The 1,607-nt window shown below is 40.3% G+C and carries 1 protein-coding gene and 1 pseudogene; both read right to left on the bottom strand.

Features of this window, described 5'->3' with window-relative positions; translation table 11 throughout:
* Window positions 1-154, bottom strand: a pseudogene (locus tag C1I60_RS25145) (DNA-binding protein); the annotation flags it as partial.
* Between the two features lie 42 nt (window positions 155-196).
* Entirely contained in the window at window positions 197-1,594 is a 1,398-nt protein-coding gene (locus C1I60_RS03355) for a helix-turn-helix domain-containing protein (protein WP_137060486.1), read from the bottom strand.
* Window positions 1,595-1,607: the final 13 nt, after the last annotated feature.

Raw genomic sequence — 1,607 nt, 5'->3', positions numbered from 1 at the left:
GCCGAACGGAGATCGGCTTGGGCGGGTTGCTGTTCAGCATGGCGCTGAATGTGCCGCGGTTAATACCGGAGATTTTACTAAAACCGCTAAAGCTATAGCCCCTTTGCTTCAATTCTGTCTCTATCTTTGAGCGGATCGTAGGTGTATGTTCCATGTTCATCCCCCCTGTGTGGTCAGATACAAGATAAATATTAGTTTAGGGAACCATTTGCTTCATACCATAACGCACTTCTTCAAGTACTTTTTCATATTCTGCAAGTTGTTCATGCGTAATATGGCCTGTTAGTTTTTCGAATAACAAGGTTACTCCCTTAATGAATGTACTCTTCGTATTTAATTGAGAAGATACTCTGAGGCTTTTGATTATATTATCAATAGCTTCTGAATATCTGCCTATATTGAAAAAGTAACGCGCAAGTTCCAAATACAAGCGAGAATAATTCCATAAAAGAGTGCTTATTTGATAGTGTGAAGATTTTGAAACGAATTTCTTATAGTCGCCAATTTCCTCAGAGAAAACATCTAGAATACTTTCTAAAGAGAAATTGTACTTATTTGCCGACTCTATAATAGTGATTAATCCATGAGAAATTTCTTGGGGATTGTGCTGTAAAAGCTCGACATAAGATGCTAAACTGCTGACCTCTCTAATTAAAACTTTTAAATTAAGAAGATTAGCCTTTGCCCATAATTGGAGTCTTTTCACCCCTTGCAGCCCATTTTCATCCAGACCCTCAAACCATGTTAAATCTTCATAATAGGGAATGAATTTTAAAGCCTCTTCATACAATCCTTGATTCTCCAACGCATTTCCGTGCAATAAATACCCTAAACCATAGTATACGACTAGAGGCTTTTCAGTATCGAAGCTATCTAGTTGCCTGTTTTTTGAACGGTTATAAACCTGTTGATGATAGACACTTATAGCCAGTGTACGGAGTTCTGTCGCATACTTTATTGCAGCCTCCCAATTACTTGCGTTGAAATAAACATTAGTTAACTTTAATAATCCATCCAACTGATAATTCTCTGGCAAACTTTTGCGGAACGAATTAAAAATAATAGCAGCCTGTAAGCTGCTTTCTAAATCTTCGGTAAGCGAGTAACAAAACAATCTGTATTGACTGATCGCTAGCCGTTCCGAGTGATAATATCTTTCGTTCTCTACCACACACTCGTAAAAGGGAACAGCCTCCTTTTCCTTGCCTGCTTTATGCAGTTCCTCTGCAAGTTCAAATATGGTCGGCACATAGGACAAATCCTCTGTCAGTCTCGACAATACCTTTTGGATGAAGTCCTGTCTTCCTAATTCCACACAACGCAACAGAAACGGCTTAATCCGTTTCCAGTGTCCTTTTCCCTCGTAAAAGCATTCATCTATGTACAACTCATATAGCCAACCGTCAGGATACCCCAACGCCTTGGTAATCAGGTCCATCTGCCGAACGGAGATCGGCTTGGGCGGGTTGCTGTTCAGCATGGCGCTGAATGTGCCGCGGTTAATTCCAGATATTTTACTGAAGCTGCTAAAACTATAGCCCCTTTGCTTCAATTCTGTCTCTATCTTTGAGCGGATCGTAGGTGTATGTTCCATGTCAATCCCCCTC

This window comes from Paenibacillus terrae (assembly GCF_005217525.1).
Taxonomy (GTDB): Bacteria; Bacillota; Bacilli; order Paenibacillales; family Paenibacillaceae; genus Paenibacillus; species Paenibacillus terrae_C.
Note: the sequence above shows the minus strand (reverse complement) of the source record. Positions and strands in the feature narration are given on the sequence as shown.

Coding starts and splice junctions, on each gene's coding strand:
- C1I60_RS03355 (WP_137060486.1), bottom strand. CDS start 1,594: ATGGAACATACACCTACGATCCGCTCAAAGATAGAGACAGAATTGAAG.